Below are 18,660 nucleotides of genomic sequence, written 5' to 3'. Positions count from 1 at the left end.
TCTGATTGTCCTTAATCTTGACGGAATTCAGCCCGATCAAGGAGTACTTATATATTTTGACTCTTAAATTAGACGAAAGTTCCAAAAAAGAATGATCGCAGAATTGAAGAAAAGGCCGCTGGCTCAGCCAGTGCCAAACCTCTAAATAGCCTGAGATATCGGAGTCAGCGGGGGAATACCCATGTCATTCCCTATTTTCATCTTCAGTGTACTGATTGGCGAACGCAAAAATATTGCCGACTAACAACGTAAGCCCCTTGACCAGACTGACCAGAGGAAAGACGGCGTTATTGGCTCCCAGATTGAGTTCGTCATTCACATTATGGAAGTCTTTGGGGAATTTTAAATGCTTATCGAAGGGACGCAAACCTTCTGGGTACAATGTGGCATCCAGATTTCCAGTAGCCTTTATATGTTTTGAGAAACACTCGACAGAAGGATCAAGTGGACTACGGTCTTTGGCCTCACTGGGCTGCTTTGCCGTCCAGTACAGGATTTCCTCGGCTGTCCGCTTCAGCCATGAACGGTATGTGTTATTGTCAAGACCAATAAATTCTTGCAGTCTTGGCTTGGGCGGACACTCTTTTTCTTTTGCCAACAAGCCTGACAGGTATTCGTCCAGTAGTTGCTCAATAAAGTTTTCTGTCTCTTCCACTGCCAGTTGATTTTGATAATGATAATCCGCAGAGTCGCGGCGCAGGCGTGCTCTTAACAACACGGCTGCCAGCAGGTTTTCACAGAGGGAATTGACAAAACTTAACCGCTGAAGAACCTCGGGAGTATATCCCGAAGTTTTTGAGTCTCTGGCAGAGAGGCCGCTGCTCATGGAGCCAAAAAACTCAACATCGCCCCAGTCCCGTAAACCATCCCAACCAAAGTCAGGGCGTTCAATGGCTTTAACCCAGCCTCCAAAGGTTCCGGGTAATGGCAAGGCAAAACAAATGGAGTTACCCAACAATGGAGTAAGGAACACCCAACGTCGTCCGGTATCATGAAATGCCGGGATCGTTGAAGTAGGCATAACGCCGAACTTGCCATTAAGTACGCCAATGTCGTGAATGGCGGCAAACAGGCCTCGCTCGGCGTTTGCGTATGGGCTGCTGGTTGTATCGGGAGTATGAGCGTATTTAGCGTAGTTTTTTGTCGCTTTGAAGTGGTAGACCCGGAAGGCTCTTCTCCCATTAATATTGATCACCTGTAAACGGTCACTGAAACCTCGAATACTCTTGGGGAGATCCTTTTCCATTACGATAAGGTACTGACCAAAACGGGGTAGCTGGCTTTTAAAGCGGTTATTGGTCACCCTGGCAATAAATTGATGCATAATACCTTCTTGTGCCAGGGTGGCTACGGACTCTCCAAGTCTCTGGAATTTATAGTAATCAACGTCCTCACCATTCTCTACTGCCAGTGTACGACCACCCACGATGGCTCCCTCGCCTTCAAATAGTGATAATGGATGTTCAATACTATCAACCCACAGCCCAAGCCTTTTCATCGGAAAATACAATGGATTCAGACTGCAATAAACCGGTTCAAAATAAGTGCGATCTGCACGGTCAAATTCTGATTGCAACTGACGACTGGCGTCTTTTTCGTCAAACTCAAAGCTATATGCGTGGAGAGACACCAGCAGCTTAAATGCCGACGTATTGGGTTGTTGAAATTTGAGTGGATTCACCGGCTCTGTTAATGTGCCTGAGACATCCAGTTCTGAGAAAAGGGCAGGATTATTGAGATAAGCCAGAGTATCGTCAATTAATTTTCGGGGTACACAACCTCTCCACTCCGACATGAACAGCTGCTTGTCTGCAATGATTCTGTTAGCCAGAACATGAATAAGTTTTTGCCGGATTGTTGCATCCGTACAACACTTCTCCAAATATTTTTTGCTATTAAAACGACGTAAAAAAGATTGATAATACTCAATGTAATCTATTATGAGTTCGGCTTTATCAGGTTTTATACGTCTATCTAAAATATGCGTTTTTCCAGCATCAAAAGGTTCAGAAGCCAGAACCATAGCATCTTGCTTTAGTAATATATCTTCCGGAAAACTACGGGAATAATCTTCAGGAAAATACGGAAAAACAACATTCATAACATCGCTTTTAAAATTATCGTCTGCTTTAACTTTCTTAAAGAACAAAGATAGAACTTTCGTATCAAAACCCTGACTTATTACAGGTCTAATGCTTAACATCTCTAACAGTGATTCTTTTCCTGTTTTAATCAATCCCTCAAGCAACCTGTCATCCTGACTTTCAACGTTTATAACAAAAAAAGGATTAGCCTTTACCAGTTTTATTAACAATAAAGCAAGTTTCCCCCTGTCATCCCTGAACCTATCTATACAACATTGATAAACAGAAGACAATGGATAGGCTCTTGAATCTTCGAATTTCATTTCTCTTTCCAACGCTGTTAAAGCAAACTTGAGAACGACTTCTTCAAAGAAGTCAGAATCATTGCTCAGCATCTTATACTTGGTATCATCTTTAAAAATATTGATAAAATCAACATGCAAACTGTCACTATTGATCGAATCCAAAATAGCCTTCTTTGTTATAAACTGATCCGGAACCTCTGATAACCTGCAGAGACCTTTTGATAATTGCAAAAGGCAGTACTCTTTGTTTTTGTCTCTGATGTAGAATGGCAGATATTTAAGTTCGATTCTTCCTGAATGGACAAGCTCATCATAAAAGCCTTCATCTGTAAAACTGGGCGGCAGAACATTGATAGAATTTATTTTAGCTCCTATGTCCAGGTGCTCATAGATCGACACAGCCAGTTTCGGCGGTGTATCAGGAGGAATACCCTGCAAACTTGAGTATTCAGTCAGAAAGTCCATATCGTTTTTTAGTTCTTCAGGAAGGCTTATGTAGCGAAACCTTAACCCCGTTTTCCTGACATCAGTCAATAATATCTGTTTTTTCCTTTCGGGTGTTGATTGTAATACTTCCCTCATTTTATCACTTCTGTCCAGTTTGAAAACATCCCAAAGATGACTTCTTATTATCCCTGACAAAAGAGTGGGTGATTTGTAATAATCTTCAGGTAATTTTTTTTCAGGACAAAAATCAAGAAAGTCGATAACAGCTATAAATTCATCGACTGTGAATCTACCTTCTTCACCATTCATGAGACTTTTAATCAGCTTGATTTGTTGGTCGCTTATGAGAGCAGTGTTTGCATCCTGAATGACTTTAGGCTTTTCTGAAGGTCCGGGTAATTGTGCTTCGGACTTTATATCTCTGGCATCGGTAAAGTCCATTTTTGATGTGCGTTTAGTGGCTTCACGGTTATCTCCATCTAAAGCAACGGCTCTGGAATAAATTCCGATCTCTTTTTGATCTTTTTGCCCTGTTACTGCCGTGAAATCTGCGTGATTGATTTCCACCAGCTCAACGCTGACAGGGCTGACGCTTCTGCCGAAAGCATTGCCATCATTTGCTTTATTCTTTTTCGGAACATCGGCTGCAGCAATGTAAGTAGAAGTAGCTGGTCCTTCATTATGTGGGAGTTGAAATAATCGTTCCATCGTTTTTTCCCTGCCTTTAATTGTCCTTAATCTTGACGAGGATGAGATTTCCCAAAGAATGCTTAGAATTTAGACCCGTTAATTAAACGAAAGTTCCAAGAAAGAAGAATCGCAGAGTTGAAAAAAAATTCGATAAAATTCAAACGTTAATCCGCCTGAAAGAGTGGTTGTGTTATTGCAATTCTTCCAATTGGCTCTCAAGATTTTTAATGCGATTATATGCAGCCCGATTTTCAAGCACGCAGTAACATGGGTCATTGCAAACAGAAACACAATCGGCTTTTAACGGGCCATAATGACAATAATCTATATAGGTAACGATTTCCTCCCAGTCAGGATAGTCTTGGCAATTTGTCAGTTCGATGTTCAACCACTCTTCAATAATCACCCGTTCGTCCTCACTCCAGCCATTACGCAGAGGTAGGCAGTCCTTGAGCAAGAGTTTTTTTAATTCACTGTACTTTTCGTCCGGATTGAACGTCGGGTATTCCGTACCTTTTTCTTCATAAAAAACCCCTTTCAAATAATCGTATTTACCAAAAAAAATAAATGCACCGTGGAACTTCACCAAAGCTTGATACTCCTCGGGGGCAAAACTGTCTCTACCAGACCAGTCTTTATTCAGAAACTCATATAACGCTGTCGGCAACCTCGTTAATATTGAATCTGCCAGTGACTTCACTTCATCCTTGGCAGGCCAATCGTCTCTACGGTTATGATCATAAAGAAAAACCAATCTATTATGGACATGCGATGTAAGAGCATCTTTAAGTTTTCCCGGATTGACATGCAAATCAAAACCGGAGGGGCTGACAGAATTTTGTGGGTAGAGCAGTATTATGTCATTTTCCTGAAACTTTGCCGGTGATTTTTCAGCACCTGTTTTTACAACACCGGGTACTGGCGCAGTCATTTGATGCTCATCCAGCGATTGCTCCGGATGCTCACGGGAAACAGGAAGCCGGGTTACTGGCATCAATGTTTCATCCACTGGCTGCAAAGGTGCAACGAATTTAGGGTGTGCGGGTTCTGTAGGCCCGGCAAGATCAAATTCTGGTTTGTTTGTAGCGGCTGCATCTACAGTCAAAGCTACGACTCTGGAGGAAATTCCGATCTCTTTTTGATCTTTTGGTCCGGTTATGTGATCTGCTGTCAAATCGGGGCAATTGGCTCCCACCGGCTCACTGCTGACAGGGCTGACGGTTCTGCCGGAGAGTTTGCCCTGATTCGCTGGAGCATTTTCTACTTTATCATCTGTTCCAACAGTAGAAGTAGAGGGAGTTACCCCATAATCAAATGAGGGTTGTAGTAATCGATCCATTGTTTTATTCCTTACTTTAATTGTCCGTAATCTTGTCGAGGGAGAGCCCATCTAAAGAATGCATACGTATTCTAGACCCGTTTATTTAACAAAAGTTCCAAAAAAAGTAAGATCATAGAGCTGAAAAAAGACCTCTGGCCGGGTCAGTGTCGCAAAAAACAATGTGAATAGCCTGAGGTACAGGATGAACTGTGGATATCCAGGTCATTCCATACTTTCATCTTCAGCGTATTGACCTGCGTAGGCAAAAATATTGCTGACCAACCGCGTAAGCCCCCTGGTCAGAGCGACCAGTGGAAAAACAGCGTTAATGGCTCCAAGGTTGAGCTGACCATTCGCTCTGCAGAAGTCTCTGGGAAATTTTTTCTGTATTTCCAGGGGATGCAGAGGTTTCGGGTACAATGTTTCATCAAGACAGCCCTTCTGCTTTAAGTGTTCCGAGTAACACTCACCAGAGAGGGGAGAGGCACAAGGGTCCGTCACCTCACAGGGTTGCAAGGCAGTCCAGTAAAGGATCTCCTGAGCTGTGCGAGTCAACCATGAACGGTATTTGGAATCGTCTATTAATTCGAGTGCCGAAGTATTGCGCAGCTGAAAGTTAAGAGGATTAACGGGTTCTGACAATTTGTCAGAAGCATCCAGTTTCGAGAAAAGTGCCGGGTCTTTGAGAAAATCCAGAGTATCATCCAATAATTGTCGGGGGAGACAAAATTGCCAAACATACAATACATCTTCTTTATTAGTAACTAACCTTTCTGCAAGTATTGGAATGAGCCTTTTCCGGACTATTGGATCATTGCAAGACTTCTCCAAATATTCTTTATTGTTAAAAAGCCTCAAAAATTCCCGATTCCGTTCAATATAGTCAATTACAGTGCGAGGGTCAGCGGGCAATAACTTTCTGTTCAGAATGTGATGACATCCCATATCAAAGGCTTCAGATTTGAGCACTATTCGATCCAGCTCATTCTGAATTTCATCTGGAAGATACTCGATCCCATGATCAGGAAAATAAGGATAAACAACATTCAAAACATGGGTTTTAAAAGCGCTGTCTGCATTAACTATTTCAAAGAAACCATAAAGAGCCAAAATACTAAAACCTTGGCTTACTTCAGGCCTACTACTTAATATGTCCAATAATGAATACTTTGCTATATCGATTAACTCCTGAAACTGCTCACCCTTAAAACCCCCAATAGAATTCAATACAAAAGGATTAACTTTCACCAGTTTTTTTAATAAAAGACCAAATTTTTTTTTGTCATTTTCATACAGTTTCGAAGCAAGAGAATATACCCTGAACAGGGACCTTCGATAGGCATCATCGACAAGATTATTTGTTTCCAATTCAGCAGTTACCACCTTGAGCATGATTTCTTCAAAAAAGACAGAATCCTTGGTGAACAGGTTGCATTTCTGGTAGTAAATACTCTCAAAATTATGATACCAATTACAGCTACTGAGCGAATCCAAAATAACTTCTTTTGTCAAAAACTGAGCCGGAACCTCTGGCAAATCACACAAACCCTTTGATAGTTGTGACAGACAATAAGCTTCGTTTTTACTTTTAATATATTCTGGAAGGTCTTTAAGCCTTATCATTCCTGAGCGAATAAGTTCATCATAAAAATCATCATCTTTGAAACTGACTGGAAGATTTTCCAGCGATTTCATTTTCGCTGTGGTATTCAAGTGGCTATAAATAAAAACGGCCAGACTGAATGGTGTATCTTGGGGAATACCATACAGATTCGAATACTCAATAAGAAAATTAATATCACATTTCAATTCATCGGTTAGATCATCGAGGCCACATCGGAAAGGTATATACATAGGCTGGGCCAATAGTATACCCTTGGTTAGCTTGTTTTTTGGTAGTTCTTGAATCGCAAAAATACCATGTCTTACAAACTCTTTCATAAGAATTGGCGACTGATGATAAGCTCGAGGCAAAAATCGGCTAAGGTCTTGTCGTCTTATAAAGCTGATAATTTTAGTGAATTGACCTTCTGTGAGTTCATGGCCTCGACCATCAATAAGCTTTTGAATCAGCTCGACTTGTTCTTCCGTAAAGATAGCATTGCTCGTGCCCGGGCTCGCTTTAAGCTTTTTTAAAGTTCCGGGTGTTGATGCTTCGGACTTTATCGAAAGACCAATATCTACAGCATCATTAAAGTTCAGCTTTGTTTTGCGTACACTGGCTTCACAGGTATCTATATCTAAAACAACCACTCTGGAGGACATTCCGGTCTCTTTTTGATCTTTTGTGGGTTCTGATTCGAAATCTTCTCGATTGAAGCCCAACGTTCCATCGCTGACAGGTCTGACGACTCTGCCGGAGATATTGCCCTGATTTTCTCTAGCATTTTCTGGAACATCGGCTTTAGCTCTGTCAGAAGTTCCAAAAAAACACAGAGTCGGAAAAAGACCCCAGCCCGGGCCAGGACGGCACAAAATAATCTAAATAACCCTGGATGCAGGATGCAATGGCGGATATCCACGCTACTCCCAATCAGCACCCTCGGTATATTGGTCTTCGTAGGCAAAAATATTACTGACAAACAGGGTAAGCCCCTTAACCAGACTGATCAGGGGAAAAACAGAGCGCCTGGCCCCAAGAATGGACTGACCAGTAGCCAGGCGGAAATCTCTGGGAAATTTTTTATGCTCATCCAGGGGGTGTAAATGTTTCGGGTACAGTGTTTTATCCAGGCGTCCACTGCGTTTCAGATGTTCTGAATAGCACTCGCCAGAAGGGGTAAAAGCACAAGGGTCTGTGACCTCATCAGGTTGCAGGGCAGTCCAGTATAGAATCTCCTGGGCTGTACGAGTCAACCATGAACGATATTTAGCATCGTCAAGTCGCATCAATTTCTGCAATCTTGACTTGGGCTGTAATTCTTTTTCTTTTGCAAACAAACCCGAAAGGTATTCGTTAAGTAGCTGTTCAATAAAGTTTTCTGTCTCTTTCACTGCCTGTAGATTTTGATAATGATAATCCGGGGAGTTGCGACGCAGGCGCGATCTCAACAACACGGCTGACAGCAATTTTTCGCAAATAGCATTGGCAAAGCTTAGCCGTTGCAAAACCTCCGGAGAATAATCCGTAGTTTTTAAGTCTCTCTTAGTCAGGCCACTTTTCACAGCGCCATAGGACTCCATATTGCCCCAATCCCTTAAACCATTCCAGCCGAATTCAGGACGTTCAATAGCTTCGATCCAGCCCGTAAACTCTCTGGGTAAGGGGAAGACAGAATAAAGTGACTCGTCCAACAACGGACTCAGGAACACCCAGGGACGTTGGCTAGCGTGATAGGACGGTAACCTGGACTTAGGCATAATGCCAAACTGGCCATTAAGTACGCCAATATCATGAATGCCCTTCAGTAGACCCTGCTCAGCTGTCGCATAAGGGGTTCCGGTTACATCAGGAGTGTGAGCGTATTTAGCAAAGTTGTTTGTCGCCTTGAAGTGATAAACCAGACTGGCTCTTTTACCATCAAAATCGCTCGCTTGTAAGCAATCAGTGAAACCTTGGGTACCCTTGGGAAGATCCTTTTCCAGCACCAGAAGGTACTGTCCAAAATGGGGTTTCTGACTTTTAAAGCGGTCACTTTTGGCAGCAAATTGATGCATAATGCCTTCTTTCGCCAGGGCCGTCTTCAACTCTCCGACCCGATGGAATTTATAGTAATCAACCTCTTCACCATTGGCTATTGCCAGTGTACGTCCACCAACGATGGTACCTTCTTTCTCAAACAGTGTTATCGGATGTTGACCAGGATAAACCGGTTGAAACTCTGTTTCAGCGGCACGAACGAACTCTGACTTTAATTGTCGAGTGGAATCTTGATCCGCAAAATGAACACCAAATGCGTGAAGAGCCACCAGTAATTCGAATGCCGAAGTATTGGGCAGTTGAAATTCCAGAGGATTAACGGGTTCTGTGAGTTTTTCAGAAGAATCCAGTTTGAAAAAAAGTGCCGGATCTTTGAGAAAATCAAGAGTATCATCCAGCAATTGTCGGGGCAGATTATCCTTATAATCATGCAATAAATCATGTTTATTGGCAACAAGCCTTTGTGCAAATGTATATATGAGTCTTTGCCGGAGTATCGGGTCAGTGCAGCAACTTTCGAGATATTCTTTGTCTTTAAAAAAGTACACAAACTCCCTGTGTCGTTCAATGTATTCTACTACAATGCTACGATCGACAGGCCGTAACTTTCTGAACAGAAGATGCTCTTTTCCCTTGTGAAAGGGCCTGGATTTGAGCACCATTTTATCTTGCTCCTTGAGGATTTGCTCTGGAAAACGAATACGGGGTTTGAAAGACTCCCCAATATGAGCAAGAACATAAGGAGAAACAATATTCAGGACACGGACTTTAAAACTTTCATCTGCATTCACTTTGTCAAAGAAACCATCAATTAGTCCAGGGTATAAGCCATGACTTACTTTAGGTCTCCTGCTTAATATGTCTAATAATGACTCCTTTGCTATGCCGATTAATTCCTGAAGCAAGGCAGCATCCAGATTTACAGTGTAAAGCAAAATAAAAGGATTTGCTTTTGTCAGTTTTTTTAATAATAAACCAAATTTTTCCCCATCTGCCTCATATCTTTTTAATGCAGAATTATGCACCTCACACAAGCAGGAATCGTTTAAATCAGAGTATAATACAGAATCGAACTTATCCAACATTCCCAATTCGACTGTGACGAACTTGACCAGTAGTTCTTCATAAAAAACAGGATCACTGGTGAACATTTTGTATTCATCGGAACAAATTCTACGAAAATTACGAAGCAAATGTTTACCATTATTAATCGAACTCAGGATGGATTCTTTTGTCATAAAATGAATCGGAACGTCTGATAATTCACAAAAGCCATTTGCCAATTGTGAAAGGCAGAAGGCTTTGTTTTTATTTTTAATGCGTTCTGGAAGGTAATCAAGCTCGATCATTCCTGAACGAATGAGCTCGTCGTATAAGTAGTCACTTTTAAAACTGGCTGGAAGACGATGCAAGGACCCTATTTTTTCCACGGTGTCCAAGTGACAATAAATAAAAATTGCCAATTTTGCTGGTGTGCTGTAGGGAATGCCATAACGCCCTGAAAATTCAATAAGAAAATCAAGATCTTTTTTCAATTCATCAGGTAATTTATCATAGCGGGTAAGGGTACGAATACCATCGCTCTGAGCTAAAAGTATATCTTTAGTTAGTTTATCTACTGGTATTTCGTCAGCGCATAAAACACCATTCCTCACAAAGTCTTTCATAAGGCTGGGTGATTCTAGATAAGCATCAGGCACATATTGCCTGGAATTTATTATTGAAAAATAGTCGATAACGTTCACGAACTCATCTTCTGTGATTTCACTGGCTTTGCCATCAAGGACCTTTTGAATCAACTCGACTTGTTTCCCGGTAAGAAGAGCGGTGTTCACACCCGGACTAACCTTAAACCTTTTTAAAGGTCCGGATGATGAGACTTCGGGCTTTACCATAAAACTTCTAAATAACGCAGGATGCAGTACCCACAGCACCGGTGGAACGTCGGAGAGCTTTCCTGATTTCCAGATACCACCTTCCGGCATCAACGTTTTAACCACTGGCTGCAACGCTTTAGCAAGCTTATCGTGAGGGGGGGTTATGATCGTTTTAAGGCTTCTTTCGTTATGTTGAGAGGAGGCCTGAAAATAAGGCTTGCCAGCATTCTCTGGCTCCTGATTGTTTTGCTGAAAAGAGGCTATGAAAAAGTGTAGAACCGCCTTTTCCAGCAGTTGCAGAATCAGCTCAGCGCGGTTGGCATTCGCCAGCTGTTTAATGGTCGCGTCAACGCTGGTTTTGATGTCCTGCTGCCCCTGCAAAGTCATACCAAAATGCGGGTATGGAAACAGTTTATAGGTCAATTGCAGATGGCTGTTGCATTCGGGTTGCTGCTCGCCACAAAGTGAGAGCTGACCGCTATGACCATCCGCCTCAAATTCAACCTTGCCAGCGACCTGTGACACAGGGAGGTTGGTTGAGGCCGAATCCGGATTTTGGATCAGAGCTATGGTGTTTTTAATGACCGCATCGCTTAGCAGGCTAGCAATGGAAAAACCATTGGCAAAATCTTTCGCCTCATTATGCAACAACGACTCAATACTCACCGGTAAACTTTCTGAGTTTCCAGTGTTGGTCAGTGTGACTAAAGTTGACTCCCTGCTTTTGTCTGAATAGTCAATATCAATGCGAATGGCATTTGCCGCCATGGGTGAAACCCATGAGAGATCAATATGGACGACACCGTGTTGCGAACTGGCCTCGTACAGCTCCAGCCAGGGGGAGTAACCCTCAGCTAATGGAGTCTCGGCCAACCAGGGGCTGATGGATGGGTTCAACGGGAATGGCGTTATTCGCAAAGTCTGCTGGTGACTTTGCTGCTGGTAAATCAGCTCCAGGTAAAATCGCTTGCGAATGTGAGGAGGGTCCACCTGAATTTGTTCTGATCCCAAACGAGTCCCGGTATACCAAGTGTACAAGGCACTTTTTACACCGGGCAAAATGGCCATGGACAAGACTTGAGCGGTGTGCAGCACCAAAGGGTTTTCTGTCCAGCGGCTCAGTACGGAGGCTGTAGTTTTACTCACCATCCAGTAAATCATGGCGTTAAACGCCAGCGTGGGCAGTGTGCGCAAACCGTTCAGTGATAAATAATCGCCATAACGTCGATAAGTAAAATCATCTCCAAGACGGAAAAAGAAGCCCAATGGCGACACACTGTGAAACTCAAAATCAAAAGGTGAAAGTGTATTTAACCCGCTTTCAGCTTCACGATAACCGTGATTATCCGTATCTGAATTGCTGATGCTTGCCCAGGACAACTGCAGGGTAAAAATAAAAAATAATGCGTATCTTCTCATGAGATTGTTTAAATCCAATCATTGATGAACGCACGAAAACAAATAATGGTCTTTATTGTTTTTACCATTGAAACAGGCATCAACAACTCATGGTGACCGCTATCAGTGCAAGAGCCTAGTCAATATTTTTGATTCCGGCAAAAAAATCATACGAATTTCACGCCCTTTCCGGTCTCGGGTCAAGGCTTCACGACAGTTACCCGGTGGTTCATCCAGGATTAGCACAGAATCCAGCTGATCCAGCTTTCTTGCGGCGATTTGCCAAAACGACTGTGGACAGACTTTGCGGGCCAGGCGGGAAGCCTTATCGTTAAAAATATCTGCTGTTGCCTTGTCTTTGGATGAAGCGATCATGGATTGCATGGTAGCACGGATACCATGCCACCATCGGATGAATATTCAGTTCGGCTTATAGCTCTCCGGCGAAGGCTTTTTGGCTGAGGGCATTGAACAGAGCATCAGTCTCAAAGGATGCACTTTGGGCACGAGCTCTAGATTCAGCATCAGTCTGGTTCCCATGTTCCTGCGTTGGAACCCATAGGCTCTCTTCATTTACTGTGCCTGACTTGTTGGGGAGGTGTGCATTCCCACGGTGGACCGTGGGAACGAGTCAAAAAATATCGCTGATTATATCCATTACTGGCTGGCAGAACCCGAATTTTCTACCAGAACCCGGCTGGAAAAAGTTTACACCTGTGTTAACCTGTGACCATTCGTGTAATCAGTTTCTATACAACGGAAGACGGCAAAACGCCTGTTGCTGATTTTCTGAATACCCTGAGCAGCCAGCAGGCTCGAAAAGTTACCTGGGTTCTGAAGCTGGTTCAGGAGCAGGAGAAAGTACCAAGCAGTTATTTTAAAAATTTGGTTAGCACTGAGGAAATCTGGGAGGTTAGGGTTCAATCTGGAAGTGATATATTTCGTCTGCTGGGTTTCTTTGACGGAAGCAGCCTGATCGTATTAAATCACGCTTTTCAAAAAAAGACACAGAAGACACCGTCAAAAGCCATCAGGCTGGCAGAAAAGCGTCGCAGGGATTATCTGAACAGGAGGATACCATGAGTGATCTGGATCAATACATTCAAGATAGGAAAGCCCGAGACCCGGAATTTTCCGACGGTTATGATGAGGACTATGAGTCGTTCAAGTTTGGAGTATTGCTCAAGGAGGCCAGAAAAGAAGCAGGGTTGACCCAGCTCCAGCTGGCACAAAAGCTTCAAACCCATAAAAGCGCGATATCCCGTATCGAAAACAATTCTGAGGATGTAAAACTCTCCACACTTGAGCGCTTTGCTGCTGCCCTGGGTAAAAAGCTGGAAATTCGGCTAGTATAACCTGCATCTGGACTTTTATTTCACCCATCAGGGCTGTGGCTTCTTGCGACGTTTCTAACACTGCTTCAAGTATGAACAGTAACCAGCTTTCCCAGTCTCCTTTTGCTCTCTCAATGCTTGTAATCGTGAGTAATACTGAGCCTTGTTTCGAATGATGCCCTGCCCCCGGATATCCAGCCATTGCATTAGAGGGCCTGTTTCATCCTGAAGTTGCTGCCGGGTTTGTGGTGCGAACTAATCCCGCTGTGTCAGGATAGTTGTCCCGCTCACTGATTAACCAATAAAAGCTAGACAGTGGGCGATGGACGTTGAATATGCCTCGTTTTTCAGAGGAACGTAAATCAGCTGTTTTGAAAAAACTGTTACCACCACACAATCGCTCTGTGCCGGATGTTGCCAGAGAGGAAGGTATCAGCGAACAAACCCTGTATAATTGGCGTAAAAAACTACGGGACAAAGGATTACCTGTGCCAGGGAACGAACAAAAATCAGAACAATGGTCCGCTGAAAGCAAGTTTGCCGTGGTCGTTGAAACCGCTGCTTTGTCAGAAACAGAGTTAAGTGAATACTGCCGTAAAAAAGGGCTTTATCCTCAACAAGTCAAGGAGTGGAAGCACGCTTGTATTTCAGGTGCTGTTCAGGCTTCTCAGCGTGCAGACCAGGAAAGCAAGCAATTAAAACAAGAGCGTAAGCGCAATCAGAGCCTTGAAAAAGAGCTTCGCCGTAAAGACAAGGCGTTGGCAGAAGCTGCAGCCCTGCTGGTGCTATCAAAAAAGCTCGATGCCTTCTACGGGATAGACAGCGAGGACAACTGACACCTGTCGATAAGCGCCGCCAACTGCTGACATGGTTTGATGAGGCTATAGCAAACGGCGCTTCTCGCTGGAAGGCTGCTGAACAATTGGAAATATCCCTGAAAACACTGAATCGCTGGCGCGATGACAATGGTGCAGTGTTAACGGACAAACGCCCGGATGCCTTGCGCCCGGTACCCTCTAACAAACTGACTGAGGAAGAGGAGCAACGTATTCTGACTATCAGTAATGAAGATGAGTATGCGAGCCTGCCACCATCGCAGATCGTGCCAGCCCTTGCAGACAAGGGAGTATACGTTGCTTCTGAATCTAGCTTTTACCGTGTTTTGAAAAAGCATGGTCAGTTGCACCACCGCGGTCGTTCAAGAAAGCGATCGAAAAGCAACAAGCCGACAACCTATGTTGCCACTGGCCCTAACCAGGTCTGGTGTTGGGACATCAGTTACATACCTTCCAGGGTACGCGGCCAGTTCTGGTACCTCTACCTGATACTGGACGTTTACAGTCGTAAGATTGTTGGTTGGGAGATTCATAGCCATGAGTCTGGTGAGTTAGCCAGTGAACTGATTAACCGGACAATGGTGGCTGAAAAATGCACTAAAACACCGCTTGTACTGCACTCAGACAATGGGGCTCCAATGACGTCGAGTACCTTTAAGGCCAAGCTTGAGGAATTGGGCATTATTCCCTCTCATAGTCGCCCAAGGGTGAGTAATGATAACGCATTTGCAGAATCGATCTTTAAAACGGTGAAGTACTGTCCTCAGTGGCCATCTCAAGGTTTTCTGACGTTAGAACAAAGTCGACAGTGGATGCTGAAGTTTGAGCGCTTTTATAACAATGAACACCGCCATAGCTCAATCCGCTTTGTGACACCTGCGCAACGCCATGAGAAAAGAGATCAGGAAATCCTGAATCACCGGAAACAGGTGTACACCAAAGCGCGAGAAGCTAATCCAACGCGCTGGTCAGGAGTTATTAGAAACTGGGAGCCTGTAGGTGCGGTTGCACTGAATCCTGAGCGGTTGTCTGAAGCAAGAATTAACGAGAAAAAGGCAGCCTAAAATTCAGTTTTCGGGACAACTATCTTGAAAAACTCCGTAATTGCCTGGCGATGGTTTTCAGGCTGCCCTGTTCAAACTTTTTCTGAGCGGCTTTGCCCAGTTCAATCCAGGCTTCAAGACGTTTTTGGGCCAATGATTTGCTTTGGCTGACTTCGCCTTCTCCGGGGTCTTCTTCAAAGTATTCAAAGTTGCCCCAGTGGTCGAAGATCCGGAACTTTTCTTTATGCTTACCCAGACCATACAGGTTTTCACAGAACCGGGTTCCCCGCCCAATCATCTGCCAGAATTTCACTTTGGATTTGATGGGTTTGGCAAAGACCGGGTTCACTATTTCCGGTACATCAATTCCGGTATCCAGCATATCCACCGTGATCGCTATGGTTAGCTTATCATTGGTGGACTGATCACCCTCTTTGAAATCATCAATCAGTTGCTCGGCACGGGAAACATTCTTCAGGGTATCCAGTCATATTCCCTACTGCTGTAGAAAGGTCCTGGTAAATCACCATTTGCTTATCTACAACTTAGACTAGTGCAGCTAAGCTCTGATATCCATACACCCCTCGTTCCCACGCAACAAAGGGTGTCGCAAAACCCTGGTTCACCTCCCGTCATTTCCGGCCTCACTCCCGTCATTCCCGCGAAGGCGGGAATCCACACAGACTCATCACCAGAACCATACTGCCCGGTGCCCCCCTGGCCTTTTCATCCGCGTGAAGGCAGAGACCCGCTGTTGGCGCTGGATTCCCGCCTTCGCGGGAATGACGACCACAGAGTATCGGAACGAGTGGGCTGTATGGATATCAAGGCTTGGCTGCACTAGGCCAAATTATCATCCTCGGAGTATTGATCTGAGAATGCAAAAATATTGGCGGCCAACAGCGTGAGCCCCTTGGTCAGACTGACCAGAGGAAAAACACTGTTAACGGCTCCGAGATTGGGCTGACCATTGGCTTTGTAAAAGTCTCCGGGGACTTTTTTCTGCGTGTCCACAGGATGCAATTTCGAGTACAACATTTCATCAAGATGTCCATTTTTCTTTAAGTGCTCCGAGTAACACTCATCAGAAAAGGGAAATGCACTGGGGTCTTTGACCTCATGAGGTTGCAGGGCCGTCCAGTACAGGATCTCCTGAGCTGTCCGAGTCAGCCATGAACGGTATTTGGTATCGTTTAACCCCATGAACTCTTGCAGTCTTGCCTTGGGCTGTAATTCTTTTTCTTTTGCAAACAGGCCCGACAGGTATTCGTTCAGTAGCTGTTCAATAAAGTTTTCTGTCTCTTTCAATGCCGATTGTTTTTGATAATGATAATCCGGGGAGTCCCGACGCAAGCGTGACCTTAATAACACAGCTGCCAGCAGGTTTTCGCACAGGGCATTGGCGAAGCTCAATCGTTGCAAAACCTCTGGAGTATAACCCGCCGATTTAGAGTCTGCGGCGGCCAGGCCACTTTTCATAGAGCCATAAAACTCCACATCACCCCAATCCCGCAGACCAGCCCAGCCAAAATCAGGACGTTCAATAGCTTCGATCCAGCTTTCAAATTTTCCGGGTAATGGGAGGGCAAAATATTTCGAGTTCCCCAACAACGGACTCAGAAACACCCAACGACGTCCGGTATCGTGAAATGACGGTATCGTTGACGAAGGCATAATGCCAAACTGGCCATTCAGTAAGCCAATATCATGAATGCCATTCAATAGACCTCGCTCAGCAGTCGCATAAGGAGTGTTTTTTTCATCAGGAGTGTAAGCGTATACACCATAGTCGTTTGTCGCTTTGAAGTGATAGACCAGTACGGCTCTTTCACCATCAACATTGATGACTTGCAAGCGGTCAGTGAAAGCTCGGGTCTTCTCAGGGAGATCCTTTTCCAGTACGGCAAGATACTGGCCAAAACGGGGTTTCTGGCTTTTAAAACGGTCACTTTTGGCAATAAATTTATGCATAATGCCTTCTTCCGCCAAAGTAGACATGCACTCTCCGACCCGATGGAACTTATAGTAATCAACCTCTTCACCATTGGCTATTGCCAGTGTACGACCACCAACGATGGTGCCCTCTTTTTCAAACAGTGATAGCGAATCCTGACCAGAATAAACCCATTGAAAGCCTGTTTCACCGGCATGGGCAAACTCTGACTGTAACTGACGACCGGAGGCTGGATCCGCAGGTTTAAAACCAAACGCGTGAGCAGCTACCAGCAATTCGAATGCCGAAGTATTGGGGAGTTGAAATTTGATTTGCGTTTGACTTATATCTTTTTGAGGCGTAATCATATGCTTGCATCATACATAATTCCCCTGAAGAATATTTCAATGAAGCATCATATTTATCAACACGTTCCAAATCAGCTGTTACAGCCCTGACCAGTACCTCTTCAAAAAATACAGAGTCCTTGATAAAAACCTTATATTCATCAAAAAAAACTCTACTAAAGTTATGCCCGTAATATTTACCCTTGATCGAGTCCAGAATGGATTCTTTCGTCAACAAATGAACCGGAACTTCTGATAATTCACACAGGCCTTTTGATAATTGCGAAAGACAGTATTCTTTGTTTTTGCTCTTGACGTGTTCTGGAAGGTCTTCAAGCGCTATCATTCCTGAATGAATGAGTTCATCGTAAAAATCATCATTTTTATTTTTAAAGCTGTCTGGAAGTTGATTGAGAGATTTTATTTTCTCCGTGATGCCCAGATGATCATAAATAAGAACAGCCAGTTCCGGTGGTGTACCAAAGGGGATAACTTTACGGGCTGAATATTCAATAAGGAAATAAAAATCTGTTTTCAATTCGTCTGGTAGTTCATCGAAGTCACAACAACCAATACCAAAACTACTCTTGGACAAGAGTATATCTTTAGTCAGTTTATTCTTGGGTATTTCATAAACTTTAAAAATACCATTCCTTAAAAATTCTTTCATCAAGGCGGGTGATTCTAAATAAGCTTGGGGTACGTAATTTCTAAATTTTTTTCGTGAAAAATAGTCGATAACGCTCTTAAATTCCTCTTCTGAGAGTTCATGGCTTCGACCATCAAAGACTTTTTGAATCAGCTCGACTTGTTTTTGGTTTAAGATAGCCGTGTTGCCACCCGGATTGGCTTTAAACTTTGTTAAAGATCTGGGTAATGATGCTTTAGGTTTTACCCTAAGAGCAATATCTCCGGCATCGGTAAAGAGCCGTTTGTGTTTGCGCTGAGAGGCTTCAGAGGTATTCGGATCTAAAGCAACGGCTCTGGAGGAAATTCCGATCTCTTTTTGATCTTTTTGTCCTGTTACAGAATCGGTTGTGAAATCATCGAGACTGACTCTGAATGGCTTACCGCTGAGAGCGCTAACGGCTCTGTCGGCAACAATGCGCTGCGTTGATGTAGCATCTTCTGTTTCTGTAACACTGGCTTTAGCAATGCTAGTAGAGGAACTTTGTACATTAGTACATGATTTTTGAAATGATGCTTCCATTATTTTTTTCCTGCCTTTAATTGTCCTTAATCTTGACGAGGATGAGCCGACGAAGATGAGCCCAACCAGAGAAGGTTTACTAGTAAGACCCGTTTAGTAGACCAAAGTTCAAAAAAAATCGCCGGATTAAAAAAAGCTTGTTGGCCAGACCTATGTTACATAGAGCAGTGCAAACAAGCTGTCATTGCTACTGAT

At 43.7% G+C, this 18,660-nt stretch carries 12 protein-coding genes; 4 read left to right on the top strand and 8 right to left on the bottom strand.

The genetic code is table 11. The features are described from left to right. Positions 1-184: 184 nt before the first annotated feature. The 5 genes from ACO6VG_RS14005 to ACO6VG_RS13985 all read right to left on the bottom strand — a co-directional run bounded on the left by ACO6VG_RS14005 (position 185) and on the right by ACO6VG_RS13985 (position 12,146). Entirely contained in the window at positions 185-3,544 is a 3,360-nt protein-coding gene (locus tag ACO6VG_RS14005; RefSeq protein WP_422474386.1) for a hypothetical protein, read from the bottom strand. A 172-nt stretch (positions 3,545-3,716) separates the two neighbouring features. Then, positions 3,717-4,865 carry a hypothetical protein gene (locus ACO6VG_RS14000; RefSeq protein ID WP_422474384.1) on the bottom strand — a complete coding sequence of 383 codons (1,149 nt, stop codon included), beginning with the start codon at positions 4,863-4,865 and terminating at the stop codon, positions 3,717-3,719. A 204-nt stretch (positions 4,866-5,069) separates the two neighbouring features. Next, on the bottom strand, positions 5,070-7,322 hold the full coding sequence (locus ACO6VG_RS13995) for a hypothetical protein (RefSeq protein ID WP_422132880.1): 2,253 nt from the start codon (positions 7,320-7,322) through the stop codon (positions 5,070-5,072). Positions 7,323-7,370: 48 nt separating this feature from the next. Further along, positions 7,371-11,783 (bottom strand): hypothetical protein, encoded by a 4,413-nt coding sequence (locus ACO6VG_RS13990; RefSeq protein WP_422474382.1) that lies wholly within the window; start codon positions 11,781-11,783, stop codon positions 7,371-7,373. A 102-nt stretch (positions 11,784-11,885) separates the two neighbouring features. After that, the gene (locus tag ACO6VG_RS13985; protein WP_422137414.1) at positions 11,886-12,146 is read right to left on the bottom strand and encodes a hypothetical protein; all 261 of its coding nucleotides are present in this window, start codon (positions 12,144-12,146) and stop codon (positions 11,886-11,888) included. A 342-nt stretch (positions 12,147-12,488) separates the two neighbouring features. On the opposite strand from ACO6VG_RS13985, the gene ACO6VG_RS13980 reads away from it, so the two are divergent. The 3 genes from ACO6VG_RS13980 to ACO6VG_RS13970 all read left to right on the top strand — a co-directional run bounded on the left by ACO6VG_RS13980 (position 12,489) and on the right by ACO6VG_RS13970 (position 14,996). Then, positions 12,489-12,845: a type II toxin-antitoxin system RelE/ParE family toxin gene (locus ACO6VG_RS13980; RefSeq protein ID WP_422132876.1), complete on the top strand. Its 357-nt coding sequence runs from the start codon at positions 12,489-12,491 to the stop codon at positions 12,843-12,845. Next, a complete protein-coding gene (locus ACO6VG_RS13975; protein WP_422132875.1) occupies positions 12,842-13,117 on the top strand; it encodes a helix-turn-helix domain-containing protein in 276 nt (91 codons plus the stop codon). Before ACO6VG_RS13980 ends, ACO6VG_RS13975 begins: the two co-directional genes overlap by 4 nt. A gap of 314 nt (positions 13,118-13,431) precedes the next feature. Next, positions 13,432-14,996 (top strand): IS3 family transposase gene (locus tag ACO6VG_RS13970; RefSeq protein WP_422474173.1). Its coding sequence is split into 2 segments (ribosomal slippage): positions 13,432-13,885 and positions 13,885-14,996, totalling 1,566 coding nucleotides; the frame shifts between segments, so codons are not numbered across the junction. A gap of 19 nt (positions 14,997-15,015) precedes the next feature. Here the strand turns inward: ACO6VG_RS13970 and ACO6VG_RS13965 are convergent. Next, complete coding sequence (locus tag ACO6VG_RS13965) at positions 15,016-15,363, bottom strand: hypothetical protein (protein WP_422474380.1); 348 nt, start codon at positions 15,361-15,363, stop codon at positions 15,016-15,018. Between the two features lie 216 nt (positions 15,364-15,579). Here ACO6VG_RS13965 and ACO6VG_RS13960 point away from each other — a divergent pair, with 216 nt between their 5' ends. Then, complete coding sequence (locus ACO6VG_RS13960) at positions 15,580-15,819, top strand: hypothetical protein (RefSeq protein ID WP_422132873.1); 240 nt, start codon at positions 15,580-15,582, stop codon at positions 15,817-15,819. Here ACO6VG_RS13960 and ACO6VG_RS13955 read toward each other — a convergent pair. After that, positions 15,816-17,276 carry a hypothetical protein gene (locus tag ACO6VG_RS13955; RefSeq protein WP_422474378.1) on the bottom strand — a complete coding sequence of 487 codons (1,461 nt, stop codon included), beginning with the start codon at positions 17,274-17,276 and terminating at the stop codon, positions 15,816-15,818. The genes ACO6VG_RS13960 and ACO6VG_RS13955 overlap by 4 nt on opposite strands. After that, complete coding sequence (locus ACO6VG_RS13950; protein WP_422474376.1) at positions 17,173-18,465, bottom strand: hypothetical protein; 1,293 nt, start codon at positions 18,463-18,465, stop codon at positions 17,173-17,175. Before ACO6VG_RS13950 ends, ACO6VG_RS13955 begins: the two co-directional genes overlap by 104 nt. Positions 18,466-18,660 lie beyond the last annotated feature (195 nt).

The organism is Endozoicomonas sp. ALB032, from assembly GCF_049310125.1.
In the GTDB taxonomy this organism is placed as follows: domain Bacteria; phylum Pseudomonadota; class Gammaproteobacteria; order Pseudomonadales; family Endozoicomonadaceae; genus Endozoicomonas_A.
Note: the sequence above shows the minus strand (reverse complement) of the source record. Positions and strands in the feature narration are given on the sequence as shown.